A 25,570-nucleotide genomic window follows, 5' to 3' on the forward strand; every position below is an offset into this window, starting at 1 on the left:
AGGCATCCTGGGCTCGGCCGTGATCAAGGGCCAGGCCACCGAGGTGATCGACGTCGGCCACTTCCTGCCGATGGCGTTCGCGGACTGGTTCACCCGCAAGGAGATGATGCCGTCGATGCACGCGCAGTCGGTGCTGCTGGTCGACGACAGCGCGTTCTTCCGCAACATGCTGGCGCCGGTGCTCAAGGCCGCCGGCTACCGCGTCCGCACCGCGCCGACCGCGCAGGAGGGCCTCGCCGCGCTGCGCGCGCAGAGCTTCGACGTGGTCCTGACCGACATCGAGATGCCCGACATGAACGGGTTCGAGTTCGCCGAAGTGATCCGCTCCGACACCAATCTCGGCGCGATGCCGATCATCGGCCTGTCGGCGCTGGTGTCGCCGGCGGCGATCGAGCGCGGCCGGCAGGCCGGCTTCCACGACTATGTCGCCAAGTTCGACCGTCCCGGTCTGATCGCGGCGCTGAAGGAACAGACCGCGAGCGCCGCCGGCGCCTCCGAGCTGAGCCGGGCAGCGGCCTAAACCGGACGAGGAGAGATCGCTATGAGCAGCAAGACCCAGACCACCGAAGGCGCCATGGTCGAGTACGTCACCGCGATGATCGGCGGCCAGCTCTTCGGCCTGCCGATCTCCCGCGTCCAGGACGTGTTCATGCCCGAGCGCGTCACCCGCGTGCCGCTGGCCAGCCACGAGATCGCGGGCGTCTTGAACCTGCGCGGCCGCATCGTCACCGTGATCGACATGCGCGCCCGGCTCGGCCTGCCCAAGGCCGAGCACGGCAAGGTGCCGATGGCGGTCGGCGTCGACCTGCGCGGCGAATCCTATGGCCTGCTGATCGACCAGATCGGCGAGGTGCTGCGCCTGCCCGAGGACGGCAAGGAAGACAACCCCGTCAACCTCGACCCCCGCATGGCCAAGCTCGCCGGCGGCGTCCACCGCCTCGACGGCCAGCTCATGGTCGTCCTCGACGTCGATCGCGTCCTCGAGCTGAAGACCGAAGTGCAGATGGCTGCGTGAGCTAACGAAAACATCGAAACCGGAGACCAAAATGAAGACATGTTTGGTGGTCGATGATTCCAGCGTCGTGCGCAAGATTGCGCGCCGGATCCTGGAAGGCCTGGAATTCGAAGTCACCGAGGCCGAGGACGGCTCCAAGGCGCTCGAGATCTGCCAGTGGAAGCTGCCCGATGCGGTGCTGCTCGACTGGAACATGCCCGTGATGGACGGCTTCGAATTCATGGGCCACATGCGTCGCCTGCCCGGCGGCGACCAGCCCAAGGTGGTGTTCTGCACCACCGAGAACAACGTGGCTCATATCGCCCAGGCGCTCAGCGGCGGCGCCAACGAATACATCATGAAGCCCTTCAATAAAGACATCATCGCCGACAAGTTCGCCCAAGTCGGCTTGATCCCGGTCGGGCAAGCCTTTGTCTGAGTGTGTCTGGCCCGCGTATTTTCGGCCAGAGTGTTCCAGTACAGCTTCCGAAAGTGAATCCGTGACCCCGACCGAGTATGAGTATCTGCGTAAGTTCCTGAGGGACCATTCCGGTCTCGACCTGTCCGCAGACAAGCAATATCTGATCGAAAGCCGCCTGCTGCCGCTCGCGCGCAAGGCGGGGCTCTCCGGCATCGGCGAGCTCGTGCAGAAGCTGCAAGGCGGCTCGGGCGCGCTCGTCACCAACGTGGTCGAGGCGATGACAACGAACGAGACCTTCTTCTTTCGCGACAAGGTTCCGTTCGATCATTTCCGTGACACCATCATGCCCGAGGTCATCAAGGCGCGCGCCGGCCGCCGCAGCGTGCGCATCTGGTGCGCCGCGGGCTCGACCGGGCAGGAGCCCTATTCGCTGGCGATGTGCCTGAAGGAGATGGGCGCGGCTCTTACCGGCTGGCGGGTCGAGATCATCGCGACCGATCTGTCGCAGGAGGTGCTGGAAAAGGCCAAGTCCGGCGTCTACAGCCAGTTCGAGGTGCAGCGCGGCCTGCCGATCCAGATGCTGGTCAAATATTTCAAGCAGACCGGCGAGACCTGGCAGATCAATCCCGAATTGCGGGCGATGATCCAGTACCGCCAGCTCAACCTGCTGCACGACTTCACCCAGCTCGGCACGTTCGACGTCATCTTCTGCCGCAACGTGCTGATCTATTTCGACCAGGACACCAAGATCAACATCTTCAACCGCCTTGCGCGCCAGATCGAGCCCGACGGCTTCCTGGTGCTTGGCGCGGCCGAAACCGTGGTCGGATTGACCGATACGTTCCGGCCGATCCCGGACCGGCGCGGTCTCTACAAGCCGAACGATCAGCGTGCGGTCGCGGCCCCCCGGCCGGCTCACGCAAGCGCGCCGCCGCGCATGGCGGTGATGGCAGGACGATAAGCATGGCCGAGGATGGCAGGGGTGCGGAGCGCGTCACGTTCAGTCGCGGCTATGATGTCTGCATCATGGCGATCGACGGCACGTGGCGGCGCGACTGCAAGCTCAACGCTATCTCCGACACCGACGCCATCCTCACTGTCGAAGGCTCGATCCAGGGGTTGAACCTGAAGGAATTCTTCCTGCTGCTGTCGTCGACCGGGCTCGCCTATCGCCGCTGCGAGCTGGTGCGAGTCAACGGTGCCGAAATGGACATCCAGTTCCTGCGCGGCAAGCACCGGAAGAAGCGCGGCGCTGTCGGCGGCCACGACGCGGCGGCGTGATCTCCGCGTGCGCCTCGTCGCGGTGTCCCGAGACGTTGGTTCACATTTGCTAAAACATCCGAATGAATTCGTCACAACGGCTTTACGTGGTTTAAGCGCGACCCGTGTACCAATTGCCCGTCTCAATCTCAGGGTCCGGCAATGCCAAGAAGCTCTCTCTCCCCCCATCCCGTCAAACCTGCCTGACGTCGCCGAGCGACGCGCGCTGCAGCTCCTCGTCGTCGATGACGACGCCACGCAGCGCAGCCTGATTACGGTCGCCGCCAAGCACGCCGGCCATGAAGTCACCGTGGCGCCGTCCGTGGCGGAGGCGATCGAAAAGCTCCGCTCCGCGCGCTTCGACTGCGTAACGCTCGATCTCGTGCTGGAGGATGGTGACGGCATCGACGTGCTGCGCGAGATGGCCGACGCGAAATTCGCAGGCTCGGTGATCGTCATCAGCGGCATGGACGGCAAGCGCCGCAGCGCCGCCCGCAGCTTTGCGCGCTCGGTCGGGATCGAGCTCCAGAGCCTGCCGAAGCCGCTCGACCTCGCGGCCTTGCGCATCAGCCTCGCCAATCTCGGCAAGACGGCAATGGGCTTGCCGGCGATCCACACCTGGGGCGGCGTCGCCACGGACGCGATTGTGGAGCGGCACCGCGCCTGAAGCGCGGAACTGCCATGCAATCAGCTGCGGCGGATTCTCCGCGCTGATGGCGACCTACGCTGGACTGGTGGATTCCGACAAGCCTTGCAGGGCGTGGCCAAGGCCCGCCCGGCAGGCATTGAGGGCTGCGCTCGCCGTGGCATAATGGGGCGTGACGTCATCCAGCACGAAGATGTCGATGGAACCGACGACAGCGCTATCGTCTTCCCGTGCCATGTCTTCCCTTTCCATGGCCGCGTCGATCGGACGCATACTGATCTCGATGCGCGCGATCAGCGAGCGAAGATCAGCTGCAATCAACTGACGGCTGTCAGTTTCGAGCGTCGCGATGAGCGGGGGCGTGCCAGCGAGATTTAGCATGGATATTCTCCGTGCCCCGCAATTAGGTACCCCGCCACTACTTGTGCGTTAAGTCCATGTCCCGTACAAATACGGGCGGGCCGAATCCGCGCCGAGCGCCATACAGGTTGGCGCGGACGCGAGTCCTCAATGCGAATGGACGTTGCACATGGCCGAACAAACCTCTCGCGGTGAAATCTTCGTTGTCGACGACGACCCTGCCGTTCGCGATACCTTGTCGATGGTGTTGAAGGCGGCGGGCTACGAAGTGATCTGCTTTGCGGACGGCGCAGCACTCCTCTCCATCGCGCGAAGCCGCACACCGGCTGCGATCCTGCTCGACGTGCACATTCCCGGAAAGTCGGGCCTCGACATTCTCAAGGAACTGCAAGGCGAGGAGTATCCGGCGCCGATCTTCATGATCTCCGGCCAGGGCGACATCGCGATGGCGGTGGGCGCCATCAAGAGCGGCGCGCTCGACTTCATCGAGAAGCCATTCCGCGGCAGCGAGATCGTCGGCCGGCTGGACGAGGCGATCGGGGCCTATGCACGCAGGCAGGCGGAGAACGCGTCGCCGAAATTCGGCCAGCTGCACTTCCCCGGACGCGAGCCGTTGACGCGCAGGGAGCGCGAGGTGCTCGAGCAGTTCGCCTGCGGTGCGTCCAACAAGGAAGCCGGCCGCACGCTCGGCATCAGCCCGCGCACCATCGAGGACCACCGCGCCAACATCATGAAGAAGCTCGGCGCGCGCAACGCCGCCGACCTGATCCGCATCGTGATGACTGCCGCGCAGCGCGCGTCTTAGGGCTGCATCTCTCTCGTGCCCCGGACGCAGCGCGTCACGCAGTGATGCGCTGCAGAGCCGGGGCCCATCTCTCCAATCGCACGGCTAGCAGGTCTGGGTTCCGGCTCTGCACGGCAGCTATAGCGCGTCGAAGACGCGCGTGAACGCGCTTATGGCACGCTGCAGCGCGCCCGGGACACGAGGGGCGCCTTATCCCTGCAACGCCTTGCGGATGATCCGCGCCAGATCGGATTTACGATACGGCTTCGCCAGCAGCAGCACGCCTGAGTCCAGCCGGCCGTGATGGATGATCGCGTTCTCGGTATAGCCGGAGGTATAGACCACCCTGAGATCGGGACGCATCTTCAAGACCTCATCGGCTAGCTGCCGTCCGTTCATCTTGCCGGGCATGATGACGTCGGTGAACAGCAGGTCGAACGGCTTGCCGGTGGCGACGATCGCGAGTGCTTCCGCGGCGTTCGCGGCTTCCAGTGTGACGTATCCCAGCGAATGCAGCTGCGCCAGCACGTAGTCGCGCACCAGCCGGTCGTCCTCGACCACGAGGATCGTCTCGTGCCCGCCCTCGATCGTCACCGGGGGCGCGCCATCGCCGACCGCCGTGGGCGTCTTGCCGGGCGGCAGGTACATCCTGATCGTGGTGCCGTGGCCTTCCTCGCTGTAGATCTTGATGTGGCCTGCGGACTGCTTGATGAAGCCGTAGACCATGGAGAGCCCAAGGCCGGTTCCCTTGCCGGGTCCCTTCGAGGTGAAAAAGGGGTCGAACACTTTTGCCAGCATGTTCGCGGGAATGCCGGTGCCGGTGTCGCTGACTGCGATCAGAACATAGTGTCCGGGCGGCACGTCGTTGGCGCTAGCATAGACCTCTTCGAGATAGGCTAAGCCCGTTTCCACGATCAGCTTGCCGCCATCAGGCATGGCGTCGCGGGCATTGAGCGCGAGGTTGAGGATTGCGGTGGTCAGCTGGTTGGGATCGACCATCGCAACGCAGCTCTCCTCCTCGAACACAGACTCGATCTGGATCTGTTCGCCCAGCGTCGGCCGCAACAGCTTTGCGGTGTCGATGATCAGCGAGTTGACGTCGATCTCGCGCGGCTGGAGCGGCTGCTTGCGCGCGAAGGCGAGCAGGTGCTGGGTCAGCTCGGCGCCGCGCCCGGCGGCCTCGTCGATCATCTTCGCGATCGCCGCGAGCGCCGGATCCTTGGCCACCGCGTCCGCCAGGATCTCGATCGTTCCGGTGATGACCGTGAGGATGTTGTTGAAGTCATGCGCGACGCCGCCGGTGAGCTGGCCGACCGCCTCCATCTTCTCGGCGTGGCGGATGCGCTCCTCGGACGCGATCTTGTCGGTGAGGTCGCGGTAGAACACGTTGAAAAGAACGCCTTCACGGCGCCTCAGCGCCGTGACGCTCAGCTCGGCCTTGAATTCCTTGCCGTCGCGGCGGCGGACCTTGAGCTCGCGGCGGCGGTTGAGCATCTGGCTGTCCTCGGACTCGAGGAAACGCGAGAGGCCGGCCTTGACCCTGTCGCGCTCGCCCTCGGCGACGATGAGGTCGATCGCGTTCCTGCCCAGCACCTCCTCGCGCCGCCAGCCGAACAGCTCTTCGGCCCGCGAGCTCCAGTTCAGGATGCTGCTCCGGTCATCGGTTTGGACGAAGGCGTCGAGCGCGGTCTCGACGATGTTGCGCGCGAGCTGCTCGCTTTCGCGCAAGGACTCTTCCGCGAGCCTCGCCTCGGTCATGTCGCGTCCGACGAAGAAGAAGCGCCTGGCTTGATCCGACCAGTTGCCGAGCCAGGACAGCCAGACCTCGCGCCCGTCCTTGTGGAAGCAACGGGTGTCGGCAAACTTCGGACGTCCGCCGCGCCGGAGCGCGCGCATTTCTTCGCGGAACCGCTCGAGGTGGGCGGGATGGATGAAATCGACGCCGCTGCGGCCGATCACTTCCTCCGGCCGATAGCCGAGAACGGCCATGCTGCTCGGGCTGATCTGCACGATATGGCCCTGCGGGTCCATGATCAGGATCAGGTCCTGCGAGGTGTCAAACAGCTGCCGCCGCTCCTCCAACTGCTGTTGCAGAGCCCGCTCGGTCCGCCGCGCCTCGGTGAGACTGCGTGCCGAGCCCGACGCACCGATGATCTCGCCCGAAGGGCCCCGGATCGGAGAGAGACTTACCGATATATCGAGCAGGCTGCCGTCGCGGTGCATCCGCACGGTCTCGAAGTTCTCGATCCACTCGCCTAGCGCAATCCGCCGCAGATAGTCCTTCCCTTCCTCGCGGCGTTCGGCAGGTATGATGATCGAGGTCGGCTGGCCGACGGCCTCCTCCGCAGAATAGCCGTAGAGGCGCTCGGCGGCCGGATTCCAGCCCGTAATGATCCCGTCGAGCGTTTGCATGATGATCGCATCGTCGGAAGATTCGACCGCCGCGCTGAATAGCCGCTCGCGCGCGGCATGATGATCGCGCGCGGCCTCGGTGCGCCGCCGCGCCTCCACCTCATGCTCCAGCGCTGATGTCTTCGCCTTCGTCTCCTCGACCATGCGCGCAAACGCCCGCGCCAGCATGCCGGTCTCGCCCGGCGCGTTGACCGGGATCTCGGCGGAATGGCCGCGCCCGATCGCCTCGACCGCCGCGGTGAGCCGAACGATCGGCCGGGTCAGCGATCGCGCCAGGAGCACGGCCAGTACGGCCGCGACCATCATCGCGATGATGCCGATCGTGATTGTGTTGTTTTCGATTGTGACCGCCGGCGCCATGAAGACGGCGTTGGGCACGACGCGGATGATGCCGACCCATTGGCCCTCGGCGAGGATCGCGGGCGAGATCGCGGTGCCGTTCGGCCTGTCGTCGCTGCCCGGCACGACTTGGGTAGCGCCATGGGTCGATCCGGTGATTGCAGCGAAATAGGGGAAGTCATCCTGCCAGTGCGTCGGTGTCCCCAGTTGCGAACCGAACTCGCGAGTCCGATCCGGATGCACGAGATAGTCGCCGTTACGGCCGACGACGTAGACCGACTCGCCGCGCCGGATCGATATCCGAATGCGGTCGAACACTTGTCGCATGTCGACATTGATGACGACGATGCCGAACAGCCGGTGATCGGATCCAAACAGTGGTGCCGCAACGCGCAACGTCGGAACATGGGGCATCTGGATCACGCCGTCGTCGACGCTCAGGTCGACCGGAGAGACGTAGACCTGACCTTCGGACAGCTTGATCGTGTCCTGGAAGAAGGAGCGCTCGTCCTTATTTTGCAGGGCATCGTTGGGAACGATGCGCACCGATCCGGTCGGGCCGGTTCGGTCGACGCGCAGATATTCGCTGCCGTCGGCGTTGATGATGCGAAATTTCGTGTAGGTCGGGTTGGCCCCGACATCGGCCACGAGGCGCGTCAGCAATTGCTCACGCCAAGTTGTTTCTGAAAGGCGATCGATTGGATCGATGCCGTTGTTGAAATGGGCATCGATCATGCCGCGCACGGCGGCATCTGAGTGGAACGTTGCGATGTCGGCGCGCGCGCCGTTGGTCTGAGCTTCGAGTTGGGACGCCATCAGCCGTGATTGGCTTTCAATGCGATCGAGCACGCGCGGCAGGAAAGCCTGCTGCAGGCTGTAATGGCTCAGCCATCCGACAGCGGAGACCGCGACCGCGACCAACAGGCTCATTGCGATGGCCAGCCGGGTTGCGAGGGTCATGTCGCCCTTCGCGCCGCGTCGGGAATGGGCCGGAATGTTCTGCTACGCTGCAACATGGACGGTCCCGTCATCCGCGGCCTGGGCTGACGCCGGGTTGGGGCGGAGATGAAGATTGCGAAGCCTTGAGGCAGCCATCGACCGCAGCGAACAACGCCTCGGCCTCGAACGGCGCAAGTCCCTTGTGACCATCGCCGGCGACCGTGACGGGATGACCGGCTCTCTCGAAGATCAGGCGGGTTGTGATCTGCACGGCCGGATCGTCATCCACAATCAGGATGTTGGCCACATCTCAAATTCCTCCGGGCCGGATCGGGCGAGCCCTGAACGACCATGAACAAAGCATCAAATACCAAATTGTTGCGCAGATTCTGGCCAGCCCGCAAGCACTTCAGAATTGTCCGGCAGCTTTGCCTCGATGGTGCGGTGCAGCGGGATGTATGCACGCCCGCATGCATAGCAGGCGCCCGTTCCCGGCCAGCGGCTTGCGAGGGGCGGACGGCCTGTGAGAAGAGCAGGGCGGATTCCCTGAGGGACAAGGATAATGACCAAGAAGAAAACACCCGACCAGCTCCGTAGCGCGCGCTGGTTTGCGCCCGATGATCTCCGCTCGTTCGGACACCGCTCGCGCGCCATGCAGATGGGCTATGCCCCGGAGGAGTGGAAGGACCGCCCGATCATCGCGATCCTCAACACCTGGTCGGACGCCCAGCCCTGCCACATGCATTTCAAGTCGCGCGTCGACGACGTCAAGCGCGGCATCCTGATGGCCGGCGGCCTGCCGCTGGAGCTGCCGGCCCTGTCGCTGTCGGAATCGCTGCTGAAGCCGACCACCATGCTCTACCGCAATCTGCTGGCGATGGACGCCGAGGAACTGCTGCGCAGCCATCCCGTCGACGGCGTGGTGCTCATGGGCGGCTGCGACAAGACCACGCCGGCGCTGCTGCTGGGCGCGACTTCGATGAACATCCCGGCGATCTATCTGCCGGCGGGCCCGATGCTGCGCGGCAACTGGAAGGGCAAGACGCTCGGCTCGGGTTCGGACGGCTGGAAATACTGGGACGAGCGGCGCGCCGGAAAGATCTCGGATCGCGACTGGCTCGACATCGAAGCCGGCATCGCCCGCAGCTATGGCACCTGCATGACCATGGGCACGGCCTCGACCATGACCGCGATCGCCGAAGCGATCGGCATGACGCTGCCGGGCGCCTCCTCGATTCCCGCCGCGGACGCCAACCACATCCGCATGGCCTCCGAATGCGGCCGCCGCATCGTCGAGATGGTCTGGGAGGATTTGACGCCGCAGACGATCCAGACCCACAAGGCCTTCGAGAACGCGATCGCGGTGGCGATGGCGATGGGCTGCTCGACCAACGCGATCATTCATCTGATCGCGCAGGCCCGCCGCGCCGGCCAGGACATCGGCCTCGACGATTTCGAGAAGGCCAGCCGCAAGGTGCCCGTGATCGCCAACGTCCGTCCGAGCGGCGATGCCTATCTGATGGAAGATTTCTTCTATGCCGGCGGCCTGCCGGCGCTGATGGGCCAGATCAAGCCGCATCTGCATCTCGACTGCATCACCGTCACCGGCCAGACTCTCGGTGAGAATATCGCCCATGCGGAAGTGCACAATGACGACGTGATCCGCTCGGTCGACAATCCCATCTACAAGGAAGGCGCGCTCGCCGTGCTCAAGGGCAACCTCGCGCCCGACGGCTGCGTCATCAAGCCGAGCGCCTGCGCGCCGCGCTTCCTCAAGCATACCGGGCCGGCGCTCGTGTTCGACGACTATGCCTCGATGAAGAAGGCGGTCGACGATCCCAATCTCGACGTCACCGAGGATCATATCCTGGTCCTGCGCAACGCGGGGCCGCAGGGCGGGCCGGGCATGCCGGAATGGGGCATGCTGCCGATCCCGACCAAGCTCGTGAAGCAGGGCGTGCGCGACATGGTGCGCATCTCGGATGCACGCATGAGCGGCACCAGTTATGGCGCCTGCATCCTGCACGTCGCGCCCGAATCCTATGTCGGCGGCCCGCTGGCGCTGGTGCAGAACGGCGACCGCATCACGCTCGACGTCGCCGCTCGCACCATCAATCTCGACGTATCAGAGGCCGAGCTCGAAAAGCGCCGCGCCGCCTGGAAGCAGCCCGAGCGCCGCTTCGAGCGCGGCTATGGCTGGATGTTCACCAAGCACATCAAGCAGGCCAATGATGGCTGCGACTTCGACTTCCTGGAGACCGATTTCGGTGCGCCGATCGGCGAACCGTCCATCTACTAACACAACTGTCATTCCGGGGCGCCGCGAAGCGGCGAGCCCGGAATCCATAACCACGATCTGGAGTATGGATTCCGGGCTCGCGCCAAGTGGCGCGCCCCGGAATGACGAAGACGAGAGAGAACATCATGACAAAACTCAGCGAAGCCACCCGCAACAAGCTCAAATCCGTCTCCACCGCCACCGTCGCCACCGCGCTGTTCAAGCGCGGCCTGCGCATCCAGATGATCCAGGACGTCCATCCTCTCGGCCCGGACCAGCCGACCATGGTCGGCGAGGCCTTCACGCTGCGCTACATGCCGGCGCGCGAGGATCTCAACACCATCGATGTGTTTAGGGATTGCTCGCATCCGCAGCGCAAAGCGGTCGAGGATTGCCCGCCCGGCGCGGTGCTGGTGATGGACAGCCGCAAGGACGCGCGCGCCGCCTCCGCCGGCGCGATCCTGATCACGCGATTGATGAAGCGCGGTGTCGCCGGTGTCGTCACCGACGGCGGTTTTCGCGACTCGGCCGAGATCGCAAGGCTCGGCTTCCCGGCCTTCCATCACCGCCCCAGTGCGCCGACCAATCTGACCTTGCACCAGGCAATCGAGATCAACGTACCCATCGGCTGCGGCGATGCGCCGGTGTTCCCCGGCGACGTCATTCTCGGCGACAGCGACGGTGTGATCGTGATCCCCGCGCATCTTGCGGACGAGATCGCCAACGAGACCTTCGAGATGACCGCGTTCGAGGATTTCGTCACCGAGGAAGTGGGCAAGGGTCGCGGCATCTTCGGCCTCTATCCGGCGACCGATCCGCAGACGCTGACTGATTTTGCGGCGTGGCGGAAGGCAAATGGCCGCTGATTGTTCTGCAGATCACGCTACATTCTCGGTTGTCGTCCCGGACAAGCGAAGCGCTGATCCGGGACCCATAACCACAGGGAGCAGCTTGGCGAAGGCTTGTAGTTAAGAGGTCTTGATCGGTACTGCTACCCGCACTTCACCGATGGATCACGCGGTATGGGTCCCGGCGTTCGCCGGGACGACGATGGGTTACACCCCTGCCTCCGCCATTCCGACCGCCCACAGCGCAAACGCATACACAATCGCGACTTCATCGAGCCGGTCGAAGCGCCCCGATGCTCCGCCATGGCCGGCGCCCATGTTGGTGCGCAGCAGGACCGGGCCGCCGCCGCTCATGGTCGCGCGCAGGCGGGCGATCCATTTGGCCGGCTCCCAGTAGGTGACGCGCGGGTCGGTCAGTCCGCCCATCGCCAGGATCGCCGGATACTCATTCGCCGCAACATTGTCATAGGGCGAGTAAGAGAGGATCGTCCGAAAATCCTTCTCGCTCTCGATCGGGTTGCCCCATTCGGGCCATTCCGGCGGCGTCAGCGGCAGCGTGTCGTCGAGCATGGTGTTGAGCACGTCGACGAACGGCACCTCGGCAACGATGCCGGCGAACAGCTCGCCGGCGCGGTTGGCGACCGCGCCCATCAGCATGCCGCCGGCCGATCCGCCATGGCCGACGATGCGTTTTGCGCTCGTATACTTTTCTGCGATCAGTGCGCGGGCGCTGGCGGCAAAGTCGTCGAACGAATTCGTCTTCTTCTCGCGCTTGCCGTCGAGATACCAGCCCCAGCCCTTGTCGGCACCGCCGCGAATATGCGCGATGGCATAGACGAAGCCGCGATCGACCAGCGACATGCGGTTGGCGCTGAACGAGGCCGGCATCGCCATGCCGTAGGAGCCGTAGCCGTAGAGTAACAGTGGCGCCGAGCCGTCGAGCTTGAGCCCGCGGCGATAGAGGATCGAGACCGGCACTTCGGCACCGTCATGCGATTTCGCCATGATGCGCGTCGTGACATAGTCGGCCGCATCGTGGCCGGACGGGATCTCCTGGCGCTTGCGGAGCACGCGCGTGCGCTTGCTCATGTCGTAGTCGTAGACTTCCGACGGCGTCGTCATCGACGAATACGAGAAACGCAGGGTCGTCGTCTCGAATTCGTAGGAGCCCATGGTGTCCAGCGAATAGGCGGCCTCGTCGAAGGCGATGGCGTGCTCTTCCTTGGTCGAGAGGTCACGGATCACGATCGCCGGCAGCGCATTGGCGCGCTCTAGCCGCACCAAATGGCCGGCATAGAGATCGAGATCGATGATGTAGATCCCCGGCCGATACGGGATCAAATCGCGCCAGTTCTTGCGCTCAGGTGCGGCGAGCGGTGCGGTGACGATCTTGAAGTCGATCGCGTCATCCGCATTGGTGAGGATGAAGAGCTCGTCGCCACGATCGGCCAGCGAATATTGCACGCCCTCCTGTCGCGCCGCGACCAGGCGCGGTGGCGCCTCGGGATTTGCGAGATCGATCAGCCGTTGCTCGCTTGTCTCGTGATCGCCGCCGGCGATCACGCAGAAGCGGCCGCTAGTGCTCTCGTGCAGATGGGTGAACCAGCCGGAATCCTGCTCTTCATAGACGAGCATGTCGTCCGCCTGCTTGGTGCCGAGCCGGTGCCGCCACACCTGCATCGGGCGGTGATTGTCGTCGAGCTTCACATAGAAGAAGGACTTCGCATCCTCGCTCCAGACGATGCCGCCGTCCGTCTCCTCGACGACGTCGTCGAGATCCTTGCCGGTGGCCCAGTCGCGGATGCGGATCGAGAAATATTCGGAGCCTTTGGTGTCGGCGCTCCACGCCTGCAGCTTGTGATCGTACGAGTGCCGGCTGCCACCGAACTTGAAATATTTGTGGTCCTTGGCGAGCGCGTCGCCGTCGAGCACGATGTGGCTGTCGCCACCGTCGCGCGGCATGCGGCCGAACAATTCGTGCTGCCCGCCTTCGCGGAACTTGCGGAAATAGGCGAACGGCCCGTCCGGCGACGGCACGCTGGAATCGTCCTCCTTGATCCGTCCCCGCATCTCGCGCACCAGCGTTTTCTGCAAGGCGGCGGTGTGGCCGAGCAGGCTTTCGGTGTAGGTGTTCTCTTCGTCGAGATATTTGCGAATGTCGGGATCCAGCACTGCGGGATCGCGCAGCACCTCCTGCCACTTCTCATCCTTCAGCCAGGCATAATCGTCGGTCACGGTGATGCCGTGCCGCGTGCAGGAAAGCGGCCGGCGCGGGGCGACGGGCGGGCGGGTTTGGCTGATGGCGTTGGGCAAATCGATCCTCGTGGCAGGGATGTGTCTCGTCCCTATATCAGATCGAACGCGGGGGAATTAAAGAAGGCTTCTCGTGTCCCGGACGCGGTGCGGCGCCATAGCGCGTCGAAAGACGCGCGTAAACGCGCTTATGGCGCCGCTCCGCAGAGCCGGGACCCAGCGTTGCCGTATGGGCCCCGGCTCAGCAGCGCACCGCTGCGCGCTGCGCTGCGTCCGGGGCACGAGACGAACCTTACACCGCCACCTCTTCGCCGAGATACGCAACCGCGGCCTCGAGCCCGCCCTTGCCGTGCGGGATCTTCAGCGCATTCAGCCCGACCTCGATCACCCCTAACGTTCCGAGCAGCATCGGGGCGTTGACATGGCCCATATGGGCGATGCGGAAGGCCTGGCCGGAGAGATCGCCGATGCCGGTGCCGAGCACGACGCCGCACTTCTCCTTGCAATAGCGTTGCAGGGCCGCCGGATCGTGGCCGTTGCTCATGGTCACCGTGGTCACGGTGTTGGAGCGTTCGCTGGCCTCGGCTACGTTGAAGCCGAGCACCTGGCCCTCCGACCAGGCGCCGACCGCGCGGCGCGCGGCCTCGCCGAGCAGGCTGTGGCGACGGAAGGCGTTCTCCAGGCCCTCTTCGTGCAAGAGATCGATCGCCTGGCGCAGCGCGAACAACAGATGCACCGGCGCGGTGCCGGCATATTTGCGATAGTGCTCGGTGCCTTCGCGCTCGCTCCAGCTCCAATAGGGCGTCGACATGTTGGCCTTCTTGTGCGCCTCGAGCGCGCGCTCGCCCGCGGAGACGAAGCCGAGACCGGGCGGCGTCATCAGGCCCTTCTGCGAGCCGGACATCGCGACGTCGATACCCCATTTGTCCATCTCGAACGGCATGCAGCCGAGCGAGGCGACGGTATCGACCATGTACAGCGCGGGATGACCGCTCGCCTTGATCGCCTTGCCGATCGCCTCGATGTCGTTCTGCACGCCCGAGGCGGTGTCGACCTGGACGACGACGACGGCCTTGATCGTGTGCTCCTTGTCGCGGCGCAGGCGCTCCTCGACCTCATGCGGCCGTACCGCGCGGCGCCAGTCGCCCTTGAGCACCTCGACCTCGGCGCCCATCAGCGCCGCCGCATTGCCCCAGCCAACCGCGAAGCGGCCGCTCTCGAGCACCAGCACCTTGTCGCCGCGCGACAGCACGTTGCTCAGTGCGGCTTCCCAGGCGCCATGGCCGTTGGCGATGTAGATGTAGGACTTGCCCTTGGTCGCGAACAGCCTCGAGATGTCGCGGAGCAGGCTCTCGGTCAGATCGGTCATCTGCTTGGAGTAGATGTCGATCGCCGGACGATGCATCGCCCGCAGCACATCGTCGGGCATCGTGGTGGGCCCGGGGATGGCCAGAAATTCGCGGCCCGCGCGAACGGTCATTGCTGTTGGTCCTTGTTGCTTGAGAACAGGCTGATGGTGGGTTGCTGAACTACGCTTTTACGCGCCGTGGACACCCAAGAAAAGCACGTAAAAATGCAGGTCTGGAGTGGGTTTATCGCTTCGTCTCGCGGCAGCCGGCGGCCTCCGCCTCCTCCACCGAGCAGAACCAGCGGGTGCCCTTGCTGATCTTCATCTTGATCTGCGCGTACCAGCGGCTGGTCGGCTGGTGAAAGATGCATTCGCCGGCGCTGTTGACGTTGCCCTTGATGGTGCAGTCCGGCGACGGCGCGACCGGCCCGGAGGCGGAGGCGAGCAGGACCGCATGGGCTCCCTCCGGCGGCTTGGTCGCGCCCAGGATGGCGGTCTTCTTGTTGCGCACGCGCCAGTCCCAGGGCGCGATGAAGGCGCCCTGCCACATGCCGGCTTTGGCCTCGCGCGCGGCAGCCTCATCGGCGGCGTAGTCGTGGGAGAGACGGGTATAGGCCAGTGCCCAGCCGCTCCGCACCAGCCACTTCTGGATGTCCTCGCCGTCGACCTCGCAGCGCGCCACAGTGCGGCCGCGCCGGTCGATCGAGCGCCCATGGCAGACCCAGTTCTTGCCCTCGGTGTATTTGGCGAGCTCGTCGCGCGCCGCGACGCCGCAGGTCCAGCGCTCGCTCTTGGTGTTGAGGCAGAGCTGGTCGGCCGAGGGCGCGTCGATGCCGCCGAGCCGGATCCGCGTGTTGCCGATCAGGACGGAATCGCCGTCGCGGACCTTTGCCGTGCCGGTAATGTCGGCGGCCAGCGCCAGCGACGGCAAGCCGAGCAAGGAGAAGCTGAGCAGAGACAGCGCAATCAGGAATTTTCGCAACATGCCGGTCCGCGTAAGATGAAAATCTCGATAGACCCCGCAATTGTGGTCGGCTTTTGGCCACTCGGCCAGCGCCTGCCTAAGGTATAGGCTTTCAACTTCCCGTCATTGTGACGGATCTCACCGCTCTCGTGTCCCGGACGCGGTGCGGCGTGCAACGCCGCTCCGCAGAGCCGGGACCCAAAAACTGCTGGCATCGCGGAGGCATGGGCCCCGGCTCTGCAGCGCACCGCTGAAGAAGCGCTGCGCTGCGTCCGGGGCACGAGAGGCCAGTCTCACCCCCGTCCCGCCATCGCCCGCTTCGCAACCGCCAGTCCCATCAGCACGAAGGCCGATGTCACCTCAGGTCCGCCGACCAATATCCGCGTCGGCGTCTTCATCTTGTTCCATTCATAGGCGCGGAACGGGCCGCGGCGGCCGCCTTCGCCCAAGCTCGCAACGATCACGTTCAACGCCGGCGCGAAGGCGCGCGGGTCGGCACCGAGATGACCGAGGGCGATGAGCGCGAGCGCGGCGTCGAACACGTTCATCTCGGCGGCCATCAGCTCGCCCTTGACGTAGGAGAGCACGCGATGGCGGATGAAATCGAAATCGCCGTTGGGGTCGATCGCGGCCTGCGCCGCGAGCGGCAGCGCCAGGAAGGCCGCGTAGCAGCGGCCGAAATAGGCGCTGTAGAGTTCCGGCAGATAATAGATGTGCGAGCGCGGATTGGCGAAGGCGCTACTCGCGGCAAGCCGCTTCTGGAAGCCGATGATGCGATGCACGGTGGCGAGCCGCGCCGGCGTCTCCAGGATTTTCCAGCGCGCAAGGTTGCGGAAGCTCACCTCGAGAATATCGAGATTGAGCGTCGGATCGAGATCATTGCCGTAGGGCCGCTCGCCGCTGAGATTGTCGATCCAGGTCGCGACCCCGCCCTCGTAGTCAATATTGTCGTTGAGCGGCACGGTTACGCGAGGCTCGTTGACGCCGGCGCGCACCTGGTAGCCGGCGTAGAAATCCAAGAGCGGCTGGTCGATGATCGGATCGGTGCAGCCTGCCTGCGTCGCCGCAGAGATCGAGCACGCCGTGGTGTCGCAATCCGGCACGTAGATGCCGAAGCCGAGGTCCTGCTTGATCTGCGCGAAGAAGCGGGAAAAGCGCGGATGCGGTGCCGGCGCGAGCGCGGTGATGACGTTGAATCTTGCGCCGTCGATGCCCTCGACCTCTTCGCGGCTGATGTTGACGCAGAAATCGACCATGTCGGCGACGGCGCGCTCCGCTGCGATCTTGTCGGCCAGTGAGGCGAGCCCGGTCTCGAGATAGCTCAGCATCGCCTCGATGAAGAATGCATCGTAATAGGCCGAGCGGTGGCGGATCTGCACCGGCTCCCACATCGGCTCGGCGATGCCGGTCCAGGGCGGATTGATCACGGCGTGCGCGGGCGAGCGTGCGATGAAGACGCGGGCGAGGTTGAACAGCAGCGAGGAGTTCTTGTATCCGCGCGCGTTGAGGCCCGTGAGCGCCATGATCAGCTCGCGCCCGCGGAAGTCGGGATCGCCCATCAGGTTGAAGGCGGCATAGGTCGGCAGAAAGCCGTTCTTGCGATACGAACTGAGCAGATGTTGCGCGCAGTCGCGGATCACGCTGTCGATTTGCGCTGGCGGCGGCATGGCGCCGTCGAATAACGCCGGCGGCGGTTTGGGATGGTCGAGCGCGATGCTGTCGACGAGATCGGCGACGGGCTGGCCGACCGCGGCCCAGTCGGGCTCGGCCTCGTCGCGGGCGCGCACCAGCGCCTCGCGCAGCCGGGTCAGCTTCGTCTCGTTACGCAGCTCGGGCAGACCGGCCCGCCGGAGCAGCACCCGCAGTGCGGGGTTGCCGAGCGCGGTCTTGTAGAATTTGGCCAGATGCGGATCGCCGGCGGCTGGGCCCGCCAGCACGGGATCGCAGACATCGTAAAGCGAGGGGCCGTCCTTCCGCGCCGTCAGCGCCCGGCAGGCGGCGCCGGCAAAATAATGAAAGCTCATGAAATACCTGGTCGCGGGGCCTTGGCCGGGGGCCGGCCGGCACGCTCCCACCTGCGCGCCACCCCCAACAAGTCTTTGAAAAACTACCCGGATTCGCGGGAAAAACAAATGTGATGAACGTCACGGAAAAAGCCGGTACGAGGGCTGCAGGACCGGCCTCCGGAAGGCTGCGGGGGACCAAATAAGCAGAAATCTGGCTTGGGATATTAACCAATTAATTCAGTGGCTTAGTTCAATTTTTTGGCGATCTATTGCCCGCGACACTATATCCGGTTAAGGATTTGTTTGGTGCGGCGCCGCAAATTGCGCGCAGTTCGGGGGCACGTCCCCGGCCAATCCCTCAAACCGAAAGACGCTATCGCGCTACTCAAACAGTGTGCGCGCGCTGGGCTGGTCTTTGGCACTGACAGGAATGAAGCGAGATGAATGTAAAGCAGCTCGACATTTCCCGACGCACGATCGCAGTCGCCGCAGCCCTCATCGGCACGGTGTCGCTCGTGATCGGTGCCCATGCTGCCCTCAACATGCGCACGCTCGATGCCGCCAAGGCCGTATCGACCGACCAGGTCACGGGCTCGATCGGCCAGTCCTCGCGCCTTGCGCTCGTCATCGGCAATGGACATTACCCCGACGCCAACGAGCCGCTGACGCAGTCAATCAACGACGCCCGCGCGCTGTCCTCGGCCCTGCGCAAGAACGGCTTTGACGTCGACATGGTGGAAGACGCGACCAAGGACGACATGGTCCGCGCCGTCAACCGCCTGAAGTCCCGGATCAAGAGCGACACTACAGTCATGCTGTTCTTCGGTGGCTTCGGCGTGCAGGCCGGCCGCGAGAGCTACATGCTGCCGGTCGATGCCGTGATCTGGAAGGAGAGCGACGTTCGCCGCCAGGGCGTCTCCATCGACGGCGTGCTCGAGATGATGAAGGAGCAGGGCGCCAAGGCCAAGCTCGTCGTCGTCGATGCTTCCCGCCGCAATCCTTATGAGCGCCGCTTCCGCTCCTACAGCCACGGCCTCGCGCCGATCAGCGCGACCGACAACGCGCTGATCCTCTCCTCGGCCTCGCCCGGCAAGGTCGCCGACGACGGCAAGGGCGAGCACAGCGTGCTGGTCAGCGAGTTCCTCAACAACCTCAATGCGCAGGGCAGCGCCGAAGGCGTCTTCAACAAGACCCGCGTCGCCATCTCCCGCGCCTCCGAAGGCGACCAGGTCCCGACCGTCTCCTCCTCGCTGCTCGAAGACGTCCAGTTCGGCGAAGCCGGCGGCTAGTTTCTCGTAAAGTCTAGCGAAGTCTCGTGCCCCGGACGCGGCGCATCATGCAATGATGCGACGCAGAGCCGGGGCCCAGTCCAATCTCTCAGCTCTACTTCGCCACTTCCGCGCTCGCCATCACCGGGCGCACGGGATCGCCTTCGCGCAGCAGCGCGCCGGCGCGGGCAACGACGACATCGCCTTCGTTGAGGCCATCGCGGACCTCGATATTGCCGCCCGACATCAATCCGAGCTCGACGCGCTTGGTCTCGACGCGGTTGCGGCGGATCACCTGCACCACGGTGCCGGCGGAGGAATACTGCACGGCGGTCAGGGGCACCGCGACGTTGCAGCTCTGGCCGGTCTTGATCAGCGCGCGTCCACTCGCGTTCAGCAACAGCCGCTTTTGCGACGAGATGCCGATATAGACCATGCCCTGCTGGATGTTCGGCTCGACGGTCGGCCCGATGCGGCGCACCTTGCCGTCGATATCGCCGGCGCCGGCGATGCGCACCGTCGCCGGCTGATTGACAGCGAGCTTGCGTATATCGGTGGTCGCGACCAGGCCGACGAGATCATATTCGCCGCGCGCCACGATCGTGAACAGCGCCTCGCCCTTTGCCGAGGCGAGCCCGCCGATCTGCGCAGTCGATGTGGCGATCACGCCCGCCACCGGTGCCGTGACCTGAAGCGTACCGCCCTCGGGCAGCGCGAGGCGCGCCAGCACCTGTCCGGCGGTGATGGTGTCGCCGGCTTCCGCCAGCACCTCAGTCACCTTCAGGCCCGGACGCTCGGGCCGCACCGACGTTTCCTCGCGCGCGATGATCGTGCCGGTGGCCTCGACGATGTCGGAGAAGCAGGATTTTGCGACCTTCAGCACCGTGACCGCCGGCCCCTTGGGCGCGTCGTCATCGGCGGCCAGCGTGGGTTGGGCGGACAGCAACAGCAATCCGGTGAGAGCAACGAGAGGTCTGGAAAAGGAACGCGCAGGCAATGGACGCATCGGTCATTCCGGTTGGGGCCTTGACGGCCTCATCGATAGCAGAAGCGGCCGCGGCGGGCCAAGAGCAGACAATGGTCGGACCCGGATGAGAATGCCGCAGCAACGCAGGCGGCGCGAGGCCGCCTGTCGAATTAGTCTTCGGGACCGGAGCTAAGGTTCGCTGGTGTCGCCACCCGGCAAACTCGTCATGCCCGGGCTTGTCCCGGGCATCCACGACTTTGGCGCCATTTACGCCGAAACACGTGGATGGCCGGGTCATAGGCGAGCGGAAGCGACGCCGTCCTTCGGACGGCTACCCCCGGCCATGACGATGCGGAGGGAGTGGAGCAAAGAGCCCTTACGGCAGGCTCAAGAACTCCACCCAGTTCGGCTTCTTGCCGGTGGCGTAGGACTTCAGCTTAGCCAACGCGCCGCTGGTCTGGTCGATCGCATAGACCGTCATGCTGTCGGAGAGCTCGCCGACCGCGGCGAGATAGCGCCCCGAGGGATCGATGTGAAAGCCGCGCGGCTGCTTCTCGGTCGGGACGCTGCCAACCGTGGTCAGCTTGCCGCTGACAGCATCGACCTTGTAGGCGGTGAGCGTATTGGTGGTGCGCTCGGAGGCGTAGAGAAAGCGCCCGTCCGGGGTGATGTGGATGTCGGCGGCCCAAGGCTTCCCGGAAAATCCTTCGGGTAGCGCGGTGGTGCGCTGGATCTCGGTCCAGGCGCCGCTCTTGGCGTCATAGTTGAACGCTGCGACGTCGCCGTTCAGTTCGTGGATGAGATAGACGAACTTTCCATTGGGATGGAATACGAAGTGCCGCGGCCCCGACTTCTCCGGCAGCTTGATCGCCGGCGGATCGCTCGGCGTCAGCGTGCCCGCCGTGGCGTCGAACGCAAAGGCCAGCACCTGGTCGGAGCCGAGATTGGTTGCGAACACGAAGCGGTTGTCGGGCGAGGGCAGGAAGGCGTGCGCGTTCAGCCCGGTCGGAATAACCTGCTTCGGCTCGCCGGCAACGCCGTTTGCAAGCAGCGGATTCAGCGCGACCTTGTTGCCGCCATAGGAGGCGCTGAACAGGAATTTGCCGCTGCGGTCGCTGGCGATGTTCGCCATGCTGTCAGCGAGCGGCCCGTTGCCGATATGGCTGAGTTGGCCGGTCTTGGGATCGATCGCAAAGCTCACCGCGAGGAATGGCTGCGAACGCACGCCGGCAATCAGCACGCGGTGGTCGGGCGTGATCGCGAGCGGCGTCGAGGAGCCCGGCTTGTCGACACCGGTGAACGCGGCCGTCTGCACCGGCGACATTTCGCCGCTCTCGGCCATCTTGAACACGCTGATGTCGTTGCTGTCGGCGTTGCCGATATAGGCGAAGGTCTCGGCCATGCCGGCGTGGACTCCAGAAATGAGGGCGAGGAAGGTGAGGGTGGTGGCGATCGCAGCGCGTGGCGCGCTGCGGCGGGTCGATTTCAGCATGGGCTCCTCCTTCAGCCAGGCATTTGCGGTTTGCCGTGGAGGATAGCGGCAGGCGCGCCGTCGCACCAAATTCCAGTTGGGATCGATCGATGCCGGAATTGTATCGGTTGCGCTGAGGAGCTACCGCACCGCCGCTGTCAGGCTGCGGGACGGCAGTTGTGGGCCGGACGCATATTCGGGTGGCCCGAGCAGGCCCCACACCGCGACCGCAAGCAGCGCGCAGGTCAGAATAGTCCAGGCGACGAGTCGTTTCCGCATCAGGCCAAGTCCGTCGGTCGAAATCTTGATGCCCCCGGCGTCTGCGATAGTGCACTGCAAACGGCGACGATCCTATGAACTCATTCACAGGCGAAAACAGCTCACGCAATTGCGATCCAATGCTGCGCCCTCGCCCCCGGGGCCGCACGATGAGCACGTCGTGGCAAAGCGCCACATCGGTCAAACCGGTCGTGCGCCACTGCCGACCAATCAAAGATACCCCCGCGCTTCACCCGCACATCGTCGCGCCGCAATCGCGCCGGGAACGGCAGCCTTGCCTTGCCGTTATCCTGATTCCGCGAGCGGAGGACGTCGAAACGGAGGCAGGCACATGTTTTGGATCTATTGGGACACCGCATGGTCGCTGATCATCAGCGGCATCATGGTCGCCACAATCGTCAGCCACCCCGACGCCGAATTCGTCGAAGTGAGCGATGCAAGACGGCTGATGTGAGCTTTCCGCCTTCCGCGGACGTTGTGCTGCCCGAGTGCTGCCCGATCGCTGTTTCGCCTTCACGGCAAAGTTCGCGGTGCGAGGCCCGGTCTGGATTCGCGTCCAACTTCCGGACTTCGTCCCGCCTTACGTCATGCTTCCGGGCATGAAGCAGCGGATTATGGCGCGACCGTTGACGTAATAGGGCCAGACGATGGTGCGGCCGACGCGGTTCGGTTCGGTGATCACGGTGTCGTCGGGCACCTCGATCCAGTCGCCCTGGAGCCTGACGCGGTAATGTCCGTCCCGCGTGTCCCAGTCGACGTCATCGAGCGCGGTGCCGTCGGCGTCGGCGCAGCAGGGGCCGCCACCCTTGCTGTGCAGGCTCTCGAACCAGCCCTTGAGGGGAGAGCTCGCGTAGCGACCGTCGTCACGGGCCTCCGCGGACATTCCGATCATGGCTACAACCGCTACGAGAGGGATCATCCTGAAAGTCACGATCGCCATGTCGCCTCGCTCGATCTGCGCACGCGCGCGACAGCGCAGGCGAAAGCCGCCTGCGATGCGCGTGATGCAATGTTGGCTGACGCCCGCCGGCCGGAGTTCCAGCCGTCTCAGCAGGGCGATAACCGCAAGGCCCGGCGATTGATCCTATTTTCCAGGGGGGGCGAGGAAACCACGGCGCGATTGCTTGAAGTGCCGTTTGCAGCCCGTGCAGAATCAATCGCCGGTGGATGAGCAGACGCGCGGTTCATATCAGATGCGGACAAGCCTCCGCCCAGCCGCAACTGCGGCTTTGAGCCGTTCCCGCTTCAGATGGGCTCTCGCCATTCAAACACCGCGGCGAGCCGACGTTAGCTCAGACGTTAGCTCAGCAGTGGACAGGCTTGCGATGAGTGGGTCCGCCAACGCCAAGAATAGCGAAATGCCCGCTACGGTTTGAGCGGCCCCAGCCAATCTGTAAAGTCGTATCCGCTCCACCATCGATGGAGCGTTCGCTTGCACTCTTTACAATCGAAGCGGCCGTTTTCTACGACCGGTTGCTTTGTCTGGATGGCGCTATACACCGCACCGCAAAATAGGCAGCTAAAGAAGACGCGAATTGGTGATTGGTTGGTCATCGATCCTGGCCGAGGTTGCACCCGTCACTGGGATAACCGGCGCGCCTTAGTCGAAGGGCGAAATCGTGTCTTGGCAGTTCGTGCCAACAATTTGTCAATGTGCGCCAAACACGAAGGGCGCAGGGGTAATTCGGGATGCCCACGATTGACCCTTCGCTGGATCCAGCCGCCGACTACGCGATGTCGGCTCGTGGGCCTACATCAGACCTCCACCTATTCGAAGCGCAGCGCCACAATTGGATCAAGCCGCGCGGCCCGATGGGCGGGATAGAGGCCAAAAGAAATTCCAATGAACCCCGCAAATCCGCAAGCGAGGACGATTGCCCATGGGCTGATCAGGACAGGCCAACCAGCTTTCCACGCGATTGCGACTGCCGCAGCGGCTCCCGACACTGCGCCCACGAGCCCTCCCATCAGCGCCAGGATCAAGGCTTCGATCAGGAATTGCCACCGGATGTCGCGGCGGCTGGCCCCGACCGCCATACGCAATCCGATTTCGCGGGTACGCTCGGTCACCGAAACCAGCATGATGTTCATGATGCTAATGCCGCCAACGACCAGCGAAACGCCTGCCACCGCGATTAACAGACTGCCCAGGAGCCGCGCGGCGGCGCCTCGTGCAAACAGGATGTCCGCTGGATTCTCGATCCTGAAATCGCTGGGCGCATCAGCGCGAATGCGGTGCCGCTGCCGAAGCAGCGCCTCGATCTGCCGTTCGATCTCCGGCATTTCAATTGCGTCCGATACCTTGATCGATATGAAATCCAGTGCTTCGCGCGTTGTGCCGCGCACAGCGCCCAGCACCCGGCTTTTCGCAGCTGACAGCGGAATGAACACGACGTCGTCCTGGCTGCGGCCAGCTGCGCCCAACCCCTTCTTGTCCAGCACGCCAATCACGGTGAAGGGGACGTTGCCGATCCGAAACGTCTCTCCCGGTCCCGCGTGCCCATTGAAAAGCTCCTCGACGATAACCGACCCCACGATGGCAACTTTCATTCCGGAGGTGATCTCATCGCTCGTAAACAATCGGCCGCTCGCGACTTGCCATTCGCGAGCCACCAGATAGTCGGCATTTATTCCGGCCACCACTGTCACCCAGTTCTTGTTTGCGGCCACTAGCGGGAGGGAGCGCGACAGCAGCGGAGCCGCGACCTGCACGTCCGTCAGTTCGCGGCGGATAGAAGCGGCGTCCTCTTCCGTCAGCGTCGGCTGCGTTCCCGCTTCAAGCCTCGCCCCACCCGAATTTCTGGCTCCGGGCATGACGAGCAGGAGGTTGGCTCCAAGCGTGCGGATCTTCTCGGAAACTTCGGCTTGTGCGCCAGCTCCGACCGAGACCATGCAGACGACGGCTCCGACGCCAACAACGATCCCAAGCACGGTCAAGGCGCTCCGCAGTTTGTTGACGCGAAGCGCCCGAGTGCCGATTCGCAAACTCTCCAGAGGACTCATGGGAAGGAATCCAAAGCGAGGGGGGTCGGAAGCGAATTGTCGCCCGACGCCGCGACATCCTTGATGATTCGTCCATCGTGCAAGGTGATCTGTCGCCGCGCACGATCGGCGACCTCGGTGGCATGCGTCACCACGATGATCGTGCGCCCTTCGCGATGAAGCGCCTCGAACAGCGACAGAATCTCATTGCTGGTGGCACTATCCAGTGATCCGGTCGGTTCGTCGGCGAGAATGAGAGCTGGATCGTTCACCGTCGCACGCGCGATGACAACCCGCTGCTGCTCTCCTCCCGAGAGTTGATTTGGCCAATGATGAGCGCGGTCGGCCAAGCCTACGCGGTCAAGCGCATCCTTGGCTTCGCGACGTCGTCTTGAGGGAGGAATGCCGGCGTAGATCAGCGGAAGTTCGACATTCTCCAGCGCAGTTGCCCGCGGCAGGAGGGCCGGCAGCTGGAATATAAATCCGATGTCGTGGCTCCTGATGGCCGCGCGTCTTTCCTCGCTCAGCTTTGCAACTTCTCGACCGTTGAGCGCGTAGCTGCCGGAATCGGGCCGATCCAACAGACCCAAAAGGTTCATCAGGGTCGACTTTCCCGAACCCGATCGGCCCATTATTGCAACAAACTCGCCGTGCTCGATCGCGAGCGACACGTTTGATACCGCGCGAACAATCGTCCCTCCGGAGGGGTAGCTCTTCGAAATTCCAACGGTTCGGACCAGGGGCTCCATCT

23 protein-coding genes and 1 pseudogene are annotated in these 25,570 nt (G+C 64.3%); 11 read left to right on the forward strand and 13 right to left on the reverse strand.

Annotated features, from left to right (window positions below; genetic code table 11):
• The 6 genes from AC629_RS24970 to AC629_RS24995 form a co-directional block, all read left to right on the forward strand.
• Nucleotides 1–520, forward strand: a 520-nt coding sequence (locus tag AC629_RS24970) for a response regulator (RefSeq protein ID WP_143199418.1), incomplete at its 5' end; no start/stop codon positions are given.
• Between the two features lie 21 nt (nucleotides 521–541).
• On the forward strand, nucleotides 542–1,015 hold the full coding sequence (locus AC629_RS24975) for a chemotaxis protein CheW (RefSeq protein WP_084807594.1): 474 nt from the start codon (nucleotides 542–544) through the stop codon (nucleotides 1,013–1,015).
• Between the two features lie 31 nt (nucleotides 1,016–1,046).
• A complete protein-coding gene (locus AC629_RS24980) occupies nucleotides 1,047–1,433 on the forward strand; it encodes a response regulator (protein WP_084807595.1) in 387 nt (128 codons plus the stop codon).
• Nucleotides 1,434–1,494: 61 nt separating this feature from the next.
• On the forward strand, nucleotides 1,495–2,376 hold the full coding sequence (locus AC629_RS24985) for a CheR family methyltransferase (RefSeq protein ID WP_084807596.1): 882 nt from the start codon (nucleotides 1,495–1,497) through the stop codon (nucleotides 2,374–2,376).
• A 2-nt stretch (nucleotides 2,377–2,378) separates the two neighbouring features.
• Nucleotides 2,379–2,696 (forward strand): pilus assembly protein PilZ, encoded by a 318-nt coding sequence (locus tag AC629_RS24990; protein WP_084807597.1) that lies wholly within the window; start codon nucleotides 2,379–2,381, stop codon nucleotides 2,694–2,696.
• A 166-nt stretch (nucleotides 2,697–2,862) separates the two neighbouring features.
• The gene (locus AC629_RS24995; protein WP_084807615.1) at nucleotides 2,863–3,342 is read left to right on the forward strand and encodes a response regulator; all 480 of its coding nucleotides are present in this window, start codon (nucleotides 2,863–2,865) and stop codon (nucleotides 3,340–3,342) included.
• A gap of 54 nt (nucleotides 3,343–3,396) precedes the next feature.
• On the opposite strand, the gene AC629_RS25000 is transcribed toward AC629_RS24995, so the two are convergent.
• Nucleotides 3,397–3,702, reverse strand: coding sequence for a hypothetical protein (locus tag AC629_RS25000; RefSeq protein ID WP_084807598.1), 306 nt, complete (start codon nucleotides 3,700–3,702; stop codon nucleotides 3,397–3,399).
• Between the two features lie 148 nt (nucleotides 3,703–3,850).
• Between AC629_RS25000 and AC629_RS25005 the strand changes: the two genes are divergently transcribed.
• Nucleotides 3,851–4,486, forward strand: a complete 636-nt coding sequence (locus tag AC629_RS25005; RefSeq protein WP_084807599.1) for a response regulator transcription factor — start codon at nucleotides 3,851–3,853, stop codon at nucleotides 4,484–4,486.
• 189 nt (nucleotides 4,487–4,675) lie between these two features.
• On the opposite strand, the gene AC629_RS25010 is transcribed toward AC629_RS25005, so the two are convergent.
• Entirely contained in the window at nucleotides 4,676–8,176 is a 3,501-nt protein-coding gene (locus AC629_RS25010; RefSeq protein ID WP_084807600.1) for a PAS domain S-box protein, read from the reverse strand.
• Between the two features lie 157 nt (nucleotides 8,177–8,333).
• Nucleotides 8,334–8,462: pseudogene (locus AC629_RS50690) on the reverse strand (response regulator); the annotation flags it as partial.
• 255 nt (nucleotides 8,463–8,717) lie between these two features.
• On the opposite strand from AC629_RS50690, the gene araD reads away from it, so the two are divergent.
• On the forward strand, nucleotides 8,718–10,454 hold the full coding sequence (gene araD, locus AC629_RS25020) for an L-arabinonate dehydratase (protein ID WP_084807602.1): 1,737 nt from the start codon (nucleotides 8,718–8,720) through the stop codon (nucleotides 10,452–10,454).
• A gap of 125 nt (nucleotides 10,455–10,579) precedes the next feature.
• The gene (locus AC629_RS25025; RefSeq protein WP_084807616.1) at nucleotides 10,580–11,299 is read left to right on the forward strand and encodes a ribonuclease activity regulator RraA; all 720 of its coding nucleotides are present in this window, start codon (nucleotides 10,580–10,582) and stop codon (nucleotides 11,297–11,299) included.
• Nucleotides 11,300–11,488: 189 nt separating this feature from the next.
• Here AC629_RS25025 and AC629_RS25030 read toward each other — a convergent pair whose 3' ends face one another.
• From AC629_RS25030 to AC629_RS25045, 4 genes are all read right to left on the reverse strand, one after another.
• A complete protein-coding gene (locus AC629_RS25030; RefSeq protein ID WP_084807603.1) occupies nucleotides 11,489–13,594 on the reverse strand; it encodes a S9 family peptidase in 2,106 nt (701 codons plus the stop codon).
• 232 nt (nucleotides 13,595–13,826) lie between these two features.
• Nucleotides 13,827–15,014 carry a pyridoxal-phosphate-dependent aminotransferase family protein gene (locus AC629_RS25035; RefSeq protein WP_084807604.1) on the reverse strand — a complete coding sequence of 396 codons (1,188 nt, stop codon included), beginning with the start codon at nucleotides 15,012–15,014 and terminating at the stop codon, nucleotides 13,827–13,829.
• Nucleotides 15,015–15,126: 112 nt separating this feature from the next.
• Nucleotides 15,127–15,867, reverse strand: coding sequence for a thermonuclease family protein (locus tag AC629_RS25040; protein WP_084807605.1), 741 nt, complete (start codon nucleotides 15,865–15,867; stop codon nucleotides 15,127–15,129).
• A 272-nt stretch (nucleotides 15,868–16,139) separates the two neighbouring features.
• Complete coding sequence (locus AC629_RS25045; RefSeq protein WP_084807606.1) at nucleotides 16,140–17,870, reverse strand: hypothetical protein; 1,731 nt, start codon at nucleotides 17,868–17,870, stop codon at nucleotides 16,140–16,142.
• 422 nt (nucleotides 17,871–18,292) lie between these two features.
• Here AC629_RS25045 and AC629_RS25050 point away from each other — a divergent pair, with 422 nt between their 5' ends.
• Nucleotides 18,293–19,141 carry a caspase family protein gene (locus AC629_RS25050; protein WP_084807607.1) on the forward strand — a complete coding sequence of 283 codons (849 nt, stop codon included), beginning with the start codon at nucleotides 18,293–18,295 and terminating at the stop codon, nucleotides 19,139–19,141.
• A 94-nt stretch (nucleotides 19,142–19,235) separates the two neighbouring features.
• On the opposite strand, the gene AC629_RS25055 is transcribed toward AC629_RS25050, so the two are convergent.
• From AC629_RS25055 to AC629_RS47810, 3 genes are all read right to left on the reverse strand, one after another.
• Nucleotides 19,236–20,126: an efflux RND transporter periplasmic adaptor subunit gene (locus AC629_RS25055; protein WP_084807608.1), complete on the reverse strand. Its 891-nt coding sequence runs from the start codon at nucleotides 20,124–20,126 to the stop codon at nucleotides 19,236–19,238.
• Nucleotides 20,127–20,463: 337 nt separating this feature from the next.
• A complete protein-coding gene (locus AC629_RS25060; RefSeq protein ID WP_084807617.1) occupies nucleotides 20,464–21,579 on the reverse strand; it encodes a lactonase family protein in 1,116 nt (371 codons plus the stop codon).
• 120 nt (nucleotides 21,580–21,699) lie between these two features.
• A complete protein-coding gene (locus AC629_RS47810; RefSeq protein WP_210419109.1) occupies nucleotides 21,700–21,837 on the reverse strand; it encodes a hypothetical protein in 138 nt (45 codons plus the stop codon).
• 331 nt (nucleotides 21,838–22,168) lie between these two features.
• On the opposite strand from AC629_RS47810, the gene AC629_RS49925 reads away from it, so the two are divergent.
• Complete coding sequence (locus AC629_RS49925; RefSeq protein ID WP_283847690.1) at nucleotides 22,169–22,291, forward strand: hypothetical protein; 123 nt, start codon at nucleotides 22,169–22,171, stop codon at nucleotides 22,289–22,291.
• Between the two features lie 126 nt (nucleotides 22,292–22,417).
• On the opposite strand, the gene AC629_RS25070 is transcribed toward AC629_RS49925, so the two are convergent.
• The 3 genes from AC629_RS25070 to AC629_RS25080 all read right to left on the reverse strand — a co-directional run bounded on the left by AC629_RS25070 (nucleotide 22,418) and on the right by AC629_RS25080 (nucleotide 25,490).
• Nucleotides 22,418–22,777, reverse strand: coding sequence for a hypothetical protein (locus AC629_RS25070; RefSeq protein ID WP_084807609.1), 360 nt, complete (start codon nucleotides 22,775–22,777; stop codon nucleotides 22,418–22,420).
• An 827-nt stretch (nucleotides 22,778–23,604) separates the two neighbouring features.
• The gene (locus AC629_RS25075) at nucleotides 23,605–24,840 is read right to left on the reverse strand and encodes an ABC transporter permease (protein ID WP_084807610.1); all 1,236 of its coding nucleotides are present in this window, start codon (nucleotides 24,838–24,840) and stop codon (nucleotides 23,605–23,607) included.
• Nucleotides 24,837–25,490: an ABC transporter ATP-binding protein gene (locus tag AC629_RS25080; protein ID WP_349531241.1), complete on the reverse strand. Its 654-nt coding sequence runs from the start codon at nucleotides 25,488–25,490 to the stop codon at nucleotides 24,837–24,839. Before AC629_RS25080 ends, AC629_RS25075 begins: the two co-directional genes overlap by 4 nt.
• Nucleotides 25,491–25,570 lie beyond the last annotated feature (80 nt).

The sequence above is a fragment of the Bradyrhizobium sp. NAS80.1 genome (assembly GCF_001908205.1).
Taxonomy (GTDB): Bacteria; Pseudomonadota; Alphaproteobacteria; order Rhizobiales; family Xanthobacteraceae; genus Bradyrhizobium.

Coding starts and splice junctions, on each gene's coding strand:
- AC629_RS24975 (WP_084807594.1), top strand. CDS start 542: ATGAGCAGCAAGACCCAGACCACCGAAGGCGCCATGGTCGAGTACGTC.
- AC629_RS24980 (WP_084807595.1), top strand. CDS start 1,047: ATGAAGACATGTTTGGTGGTCGATGATTCCAGCGTCGTGCGCAAGATT.
- AC629_RS25060 (WP_084807617.1), bottom strand. CDS start 21,579: ATGCTGAAATCGACCCGCCGCAGCGCGCCACGCGCTGCGATCGCCACC.
- AC629_RS25000 (WP_084807598.1), bottom strand. CDS start 3,702: ATGCTAAATCTCGCTGGCACGCCCCCGCTCATCGCGACGCTCGAAACT.
- AC629_RS47810 (WP_210419109.1), bottom strand. CDS start 21,837: ATGCGGAAACGACTCGTCGCCTGGACTATTCTGACCTGCGCGCTGCTT.
- AC629_RS25070 (WP_084807609.1), bottom strand. CDS start 22,777: ATGGCGATCGTGACTTTCAGGATGATCCCTCTCGTAGCGGTTGTAGCC.
- AC629_RS25050 (WP_084807607.1), top strand. CDS start 18,293: ATGAATGTAAAGCAGCTCGACATTTCCCGACGCACGATCGCAGTCGCC.
- AC629_RS49925 (WP_283847690.1), top strand. CDS start 22,169: ATGTTTTGGATCTATTGGGACACCGCATGGTCGCTGATCATCAGCGGC.
- AC629_RS25035 (WP_084807604.1), bottom strand. CDS start 15,014: ATGACCGTTCGCGCGGGCCGCGAATTTCTGGCCATCCCCGGGCCCACC.
- AC629_RS25055 (WP_084807608.1), bottom strand. CDS start 20,126: ATGCGTCCATTGCCTGCGCGTTCCTTTTCCAGACCTCTCGTTGCTCTC.
- AC629_RS25045 (WP_084807606.1), bottom strand. CDS start 17,870: ATGAGCTTTCATTATTTTGCCGGCGCCGCCTGCCGGGCGCTGACGGCG.
- AC629_RS25025 (WP_084807616.1), top strand. CDS start 10,580: ATGACAAAACTCAGCGAAGCCACCCGCAACAAGCTCAAATCCGTCTCC.
- AC629_RS25010 (WP_084807600.1), bottom strand. CDS start 8,176: ATGACCCTCGCAACCCGGCTGGCCATCGCAATGAGCCTGTTGGTCGCG.
- AC629_RS24990 (WP_084807597.1), top strand. CDS start 2,379: ATGGCCGAGGATGGCAGGGGTGCGGAGCGCGTCACGTTCAGTCGCGGC.
- AC629_RS25040 (WP_084807605.1), bottom strand. CDS start 15,867: ATGTTGCGAAAATTCCTGATTGCGCTGTCTCTGCTCAGCTTCTCCTTG.
- AC629_RS25005 (WP_084807599.1), top strand. CDS start 3,851: ATGGCCGAACAAACCTCTCGCGGTGAAATCTTCGTTGTCGACGACGAC.
- AC629_RS25075 (WP_084807610.1), bottom strand. CDS start 24,840: ATGAGTCCTCTGGAGAGTTTGCGAATCGGCACTCGGGCGCTTCGCGTC.
- araD (WP_084807602.1), top strand. CDS start 8,718: ATGACCAAGAAGAAAACACCCGACCAGCTCCGTAGCGCGCGCTGGTTT.